This window comes from Enterobacter cloacae complex sp. IR5403 (assembly GCF_049238705.1).
Taxonomy (GTDB): Bacteria; Pseudomonadota; Gammaproteobacteria; order Enterobacterales; family Enterobacteriaceae; genus Enterobacter; species Enterobacter hormaechei_C.
In genome coordinates, this window is the sequence record NZ_JBMKHP010000030.1 from 1 (window position 1) to 6,227 (window position 6,227).

Consider the following 6,227-nt stretch of genomic DNA (forward strand, 5'->3'; position numbering starts at 1 on the left):
TCGTACCGTCCGGCGCAGAGCACGGCGTGGCCGCGCACCTACGGCCCGCAGACGGCGAAAGTGGTCGGGCCGCAGGGCGAGAGTATCTGGACGGACAAATACGGCCGAGTGAAGGTGAAGTTCCACTGGGACCGTCTGGCGAAAGGCGATGACACCAGCTCCTGCTGGGTGCGCGTGTCGAGCGCGTGGGCGGGCCAGGGCTACGGCGGGGTGCAGATCCCGCGCGTCGGCGACGAGGTGGTGGTGGACTTTATCAACGGCGACCCGGACCGTCCGATCATTACCGGGCGCGTGTACAACGACGCGAGCATGCCGCCGTGGGCGCTGCCGGCCGCGGCGACGCAGATGGGCTTTTATAGCCGCAGCAAAGATGGCCATAAAGACAATGCCAATATTCTCCGTTTTGAAGATAAAGCCGGGCACGAGCAGATCTGGATCCATGCAGAAAAAAATATGGATACGGATATTGAAAATTCTGAAACTCATGATGTCGGTGTCGATCGTAGAAAAACCATCGGACAGGATGAGAATATAACGATTAAGCGGAACCAGAAATCAGATGTAGGTAATAATGAAACGCATAATATTGGTAACAAGCACGTTATAAACGTTGGGAAAGATCAAACCGTCTTGACCATGGATAAAGAAGGTAACGCGCTGCTGGAATCTGTGACCACGATTAAACTCAAAGTTAAAGACAACTATATTCTGATCGCCCCGGATACCATTGAGATTCACGTAGGCCAAGGCAACCTCAAAGCAGAGGCTGTGGAACAAGCCATCTTCAAAGGTGAAGAGCTTACAAAACTGGGTGATGGGATCAATACCGAGCTCAAGGCAAATGATACGGTGAGTATAACGGGAACTAACCTTACCGATATTAAGGGCGCGATTGTAAAAGTTAACAGTTAATCTGCGTACAGAGAACGCTATTATGGGAAAACCAGCCGCCAGAGCGCGCATTGATTCCAGCGCACATACTGGCCCAATTCAAAGCGGAAGTCCCAACGTAATTATTGGCGGATTTCCGGCGGCACGAAAAGGCGACCCGCTTTCATGTTCTCAACATGGTCAGGGAAGTATTCTCAGCGGTTCAACAACGGTATTTGTGAACGGTTTACCTCTCGCCAGGGAAGGCGACAAGACGGGTTGCAATACTTCAGCGACCCCTGCGGTCGCAACCACTCAACCTGCACCTCCGCAATATTGGGGAGGAACGGCGGCGAAGGGTGCGGGTAAAGATGGTGCTATACATGGTGATGTTTACGACGCCCGGGTGCTCGGCGCCTATGCAAGTCTTGAAGATAAATCCGGCTTTGGAAAACCCGATACGGCTTCAGCCGGATTCGCGCTTGCCGATATCACGGTCGGGAATACAAAAAGCCAGGATAAATATAAAGGCGAGGTTCGTACAAAAGTAGGGGTGGCGAATGCCAGCGGCACGTTAGTGACAGATAGGGCCGATTACGGGGCTATCAACCTCAATGCTAACGCTACCGCGATACAATATGGCGCCTCGGGTAGCATTGGAAAAGAAGGGGAGCAATACGGCGGGGTTGGTGGGGACGTGTATCTGGCAACCGCTGAAGCGAAGGCTGTCAGTGAAATGTACGACGGTAATAAAGGACGTTATGGTTTTAATGTGGAACTTGGCGCAGAAGCAGCGGCGGTCAAAGGAGAAGCGACGGCTAAAGCCGATTTTTATGGCGTAGTCGTTGCCGATGGCAAACTTTCAGGGAGTGCAGGGAGCGCTGGCGCTTCTGCTGGCGTGGGAACCTGGATTGATAGTACAGATTATTCGTTTAACCTCAAGGTATCAGGTGAGCTTGCAGTGGCACTTGGTCTGGGAGGGGATGCCAGTATCAAATTGGCTCTCAAACCGATCCTTGACTGGATTTATGACGATGATGAGAGCAAGCCTTCTCCAGCGGCGGGCAGTGGCGATGGTGTGATTAAGACGGGCTGTGTTACAGTCCTGGTAGGAGATTAAAATGTGTAAATGGGGAACGTTGTAATGCATTGGTTTTTCTTTATTCTCTTTATGATTTGGACGCTAGCGCTAATCTGGAATGGAAAAGATTTATTTAACAAAAAACAATGGCTCCTGGCTGGGTTGATGTTCGTTCTGGTGCTAGTGGCTACAGTCGTCATTGGCTTTACGTTGAAATGGCTTGCTCAGTCAATGTCATTATTTTCCGTCGCAACGGCCAAACATTATTCGATCATCTTATCCATGTCTTTCCTGTGCGTCTGGGGATTAAAGGTCACAGTAGTCCTGCTGTGCACGTTATTTTCCGGGATTATGGGGGGGCACAAAAGATACAACGCAGAAAATTATGAAAAATTATCGTCTATGACACGTGCCGTGGCGCCTGGCTTACTTATCTTTGCTAAAAGCTTAATTACCCTCGGAAGCTTCCTTATGTTTTCGGGTTTATGGCTTAAGTAAGCGCGACGAGTGAGGTTGCATTATGGTTACTGAAAAAAAATATCTTTTTCCTCTCGAGATGAAGGATCAGGAAAAAGAGATTCGGGAAAAATTCTGGAAATGTCTCTATACCTCCGGAGAAAAAGAGATGTTCCATTACTGGCTACTGTTACCACAGAATGTTAAGCCAGCAGAGTTAAAACCGGTCACGTTTCAGGAGGTTGGACTGACGAATATTGGACGATACATCGCCGATGACACCGGCCCCTATATTGAAGTCTGGGCTGCGTATGAACACTGCCAGTGGGAGATGAATGCGTCAGACTGGCTTATCAATAAGCTCGACTTAATGGGCGAGAAAGTACTGAGCCAGAGGATAATTACGCATCCTTCAGGAAGTGGAAAATTTGCGGATATCCTGTCCATTAAAAAGATGCCATCGGGTGATGAGGTCGTTTCACGGTATACGGTGCAAAAAGATTATAATCCTGTAAATGGTGGAGGGAATTACTTCCTTTTGAAAACGGCTTGTGGTTCTAAGGATTACAACTCGATCGCCGATACTATTTTCCTGATTGCTATCAACTGGGATTTAATGCATCGCAGCAATATGATGCTTTCAGAACTGTTGAAAACAGTTAGCCTTAGCAACAAAAATGACAGTGGATTTAAAATTCCGGATTCATGGCAGGTGAGTACACTGGATGATAATCGTCTGGTAATTGAACACACGTTAGGTAATGTCAACCATGGAGTGATTAATTTCTGTCTTTTCCGTCAGACTGATTATCCTTCTGCGCAGGCTATTTTCGAAGTAGCAACTGCGCGTTTTAACCGTCACGATAGTGCGGTCTCTCTTGCGACGTCGGACATTGCCAGCATTCCAAATGATATCAATCTCACGTTTACAGGCGATCTTTATAGCTGTACTGGAGAGGTTGTCAGCGCTGCTGAGAATATCAGGGCTTATTACGACATGCGTATCTTCAAAATTAATGATTTATGGTGTTACGTTGAGGTGGTTGGGCCCCATCGTAATCATCGGGATTATTATTACGAAACCAATAAACGATGTATGGAACTTATTCTTTCTACGTTTCGCATAGAAAAACGATGAGCTGACAAAGTTAATTCATGGCCATCTAAATAAAACCATAGAAATGTGGTTTTATTTTTTTTGCACAGAAACATGATCATAAACGCGGGTGAATATAAGCAAAAAACTCGCGATCAGATTCGTTCAAGTGGTTATGTTATCGATACGCTTGAGGCTGCGATGTGGTCCGTATGGAATACTGATAATTTCCGCGATGCGATTCTGCTGGCCGCCAATCTTGCCGATGATGCTGACAGCGTTGCGGCGACGGCGGGACAAATAGCGGGGGCGTTGTATGGTTATTCCGCTATCCCGCAGGACTGGAAAGATAAACTCGTACAACACGAACGTATTGCCACAATGGCGGGTAAACTATTCGATAGAGCACCTGAGGATAATTTTTTATAGTTAGAATTACCAAGGGTAAGCGAGGGCATATGATGACTTGCGATCAGGTATGGAATTTTTAGTTAACTGAATCTACTGCAATGAATGAAATGACAATGTTTGGTTACGTTGATAGAGCATTAACTTTAGCACAGAAAAGATATGCAGACGTCAAGAATCGTGATCCCCAATCCCCGCTTTTGCAAATGTACGACTCTATTGTACAACAATTATCATTTCTACGGGATTTAATCGAAGGCAAGGAAAAGGATAGAGCGAAATTATGGGGTATGACGTTCGGTATGTATGCAGGGAAGGAGTTTGATCATTCTGATGAGTTGTTTTTTGAAAGGTTGTCAGATGCCTGGTTTATTGTGGATCAAATCCGCCGAGGGTTAAAGGTTAGGCTGCCGCATGAGGTCGATACCAACTATAATAAAAAGAAACAAAACCTCATGAAGAAATTCCCTGATGAATTTTAGTATTTCATATGAATAATATTTTTTATTATGGGTGAAAGGTGATTGACTTACATGCTGATTTAAATGCCTTGTTAAAATATGTTGATAGATATCGTAAATACTTACCCATTAGCAGACCTTCAGTCCAGCGAAGGATGCAGTATACGTATGATAATAAGCCATTAGAATCATCCTCAAATAGTGATGTACAAAAACAATGGGATTTACCACCACCATGTAATATCTCACTAGCGCAATCACGGGATCGTGCGGTAGGTACGCTTATTGGTCTTGCTGTTGGAGATGCTGTAGGTACCACGCTCGAATTTTTACCGCGTGACAGAGCATACGTCAAAGATATGACAGGAGGTGGGCCATTTCAACTTCGTGCAGGCGAATGGACGGATGATACATCCATGGCATTATGTCTTGCGGAAACGCTTCTTGAGAAAGGCGATGCTGATACTATATGTTTCAGGAATAAGCTTCTGGAATGGTATCAGCATGGTTATAACAGTTCAAATGGCGTCTGTTTTGATATAGGTAATACAACGCGATTTGCTTTAGAGCAATATTTAACAATTGGCCCAGGATGGAGCGGCAATACTGCTCCAGAAACTGCGGGTAATGCTTCCATTATCAGACAAGCCCCTGTCTCTATTTTTTTTAGAAAGTCATTAAGCAAAGCGTTTTATGAAGCTAAAAAACAATGTATCGCAACACACGGTGCCGCGGAAGCAATCAATAGCACGCAGTATTTAAGTTATTTGCTTGTGCATATGATTAACGGTAGCAATAAAGATTTTGTTTTTTCTCCGCACGTTATGCCGCTTCAGCCACGCGTAATGATTATCAACGCGGGTGAATATAAGCAAAAAACTCGCGATCAGATTCGTTCAAGTGGTTATGTTATCGATACGCTTGAAGCCGCGATGTGGTCCGTATGGAATACGGATAATTTCCGTGATGCCATTCTGCTGGCAGCCAACCTTGCCGATGATGCTGACAGTGTTGCGGCGACGGCGGGACAAATAGCTGGAGCATTATATGGTTATTCCGGTATTCCGCAGGAGTGGAAAAACAATCTTGTACAACATGAACGTATCGCCAAAATGGCTGGTGAATTGTTCGATAGAGCCCCCGAAGACACTTTCTTATAACTGTTTATCTCAATGAAACTACAGGAAAAGTAGTTTTATTTTGTGGCAAGTGAAGTCAATCTTACAGCTACTCATTATCACATCAACGGCGTTTTCGCTTTGCATACTGAGATGAGTTAACTTCTGGCACTGAGATGAGTCCATAGTGGAATAAAGATTATGCTCAACCGAATTACCGTTCAGCTCCCGGTGGAGGGGCTGCTGTTCTGGAAACTCTCCGGCCGTGAGGCGATGTCCGAGTCGTTCGCGCTGACGCTGACCGTGCTCGGCACGGACGCGCGCATTGACCGCAGCAGGCTGCTGGGCCAGCCGGTCACGGTGACCATCCCGACGCAGAATCTGCTGACCTCCCGCTATGTTAACGGCAAGATTACCCGCGTGGCGGTCAGCGCCGTTGAGCTGACGGGCACCCGCTATGCGGTGTACCAGCTGACGGTGGAGCCGGACCTGTGGCCGATGAAGCGCGACCGTAACCTGCGTATTTTCCAGGGCCAGACGGTACCGCAGATTGTCAAAACCCTGCTGGGAGAGCACCAGGTTAACCTCGAAGACAAACTCACCGGCAGCTACCGCGTGTGGGACTACTGCGTGCAGTATCAGGAGTCGAGCCTGGACTTCATCAGCCGCCTGATGGAGCTGGAGGGGATTGCGTATCACTTCCGCCATGAGGCGGACAAGCATACCCTGGTACTGAC

At 47.0% G+C, this 6,227-nt stretch carries 7 protein-coding genes and 1 pseudogene; all 8 read left to right on the forward strand.

What is annotated here, in order from left to right; translation table 11 throughout:
* Positions 1–912, forward strand: a 912-nt coding sequence (locus ACOTW6_RS21670; RefSeq protein WP_421766299.1) for a type VI secretion system Vgr family protein, incomplete at its 5' end; no start/stop codon positions are given.
* Between the two features lie 22 nt (positions 913–934).
* Positions 935–1,990 carry a PAAR domain-containing protein gene (locus tag ACOTW6_RS21675; RefSeq protein ID WP_049125430.1) on the forward strand — a complete coding sequence of 352 codons (1,056 nt, stop codon included), beginning with the start codon at positions 935–937 and terminating at the stop codon, positions 1,988–1,990.
* Between the two features lie 24 nt (positions 1,991–2,014).
* A complete protein-coding gene (locus ACOTW6_RS21680) occupies positions 2,015–2,449 on the forward strand; it encodes a hypothetical protein (RefSeq protein WP_022651399.1) in 435 nt (144 codons plus the stop codon).
* A gap of 22 nt (positions 2,450–2,471) precedes the next feature.
* Entirely contained in the window at positions 2,472–3,545 is a 1,074-nt protein-coding gene (locus ACOTW6_RS21685) for a hypothetical protein (RefSeq protein WP_121478849.1), read from the forward strand.
* Positions 3,546–3,611: 66 nt separating this feature from the next.
* Positions 3,612–3,932 (forward strand): annotated as a pseudogene (locus tag ACOTW6_RS21690) (ADP-ribosylglycohydrolase family protein); the annotation flags it as partial.
* A gap of 80 nt (positions 3,933–4,012) precedes the next feature.
* Positions 4,013–4,393, forward strand: coding sequence for an immunity protein Tsi6 family protein (locus ACOTW6_RS21695; protein ID WP_121478850.1), 381 nt, complete (start codon positions 4,013–4,015; stop codon positions 4,391–4,393).
* A 38-nt stretch (positions 4,394–4,431) separates the two neighbouring features.
* On the forward strand, positions 4,432–5,532 hold the full coding sequence (gene tri1, locus ACOTW6_RS21700) for an ADP-ribosylarginine hydrolase Tri1 (protein WP_032634185.1): 1,101 nt from the start codon (positions 4,432–4,434) through the stop codon (positions 5,530–5,532).
* A 159-nt stretch (positions 5,533–5,691) separates the two neighbouring features.
* The coding region (locus ACOTW6_RS21705; protein WP_421766300.1) for a type VI secretion system Vgr family protein at positions 5,692–6,227 on the forward strand (536 nt) is incomplete at its 3' end.

Excerpts from the sequence above, each read along its gene's own strand:
- ACOTW6_RS21675 (WP_049125430.1), top strand. The coding sequence starts at position 935 with ATGGGAAAACCAGCCGCCAGAGCGCGCATTGATTCCAGCGCACATACT.
- ACOTW6_RS21680 (WP_022651399.1), top strand. The coding sequence starts at position 2,015 with ATGCATTGGTTTTTCTTTATTCTCTTTATGATTTGGACGCTAGCGCTA.
- ACOTW6_RS21685 (WP_121478849.1), top strand. The coding sequence starts at position 2,472 with ATGGTTACTGAAAAAAAATATCTTTTTCCTCTCGAGATGAAGGATCAG.
- ACOTW6_RS21695 (WP_121478850.1), top strand. The coding sequence starts at position 4,013 with ATGAATGAAATGACAATGTTTGGTTACGTTGATAGAGCATTAACTTTA.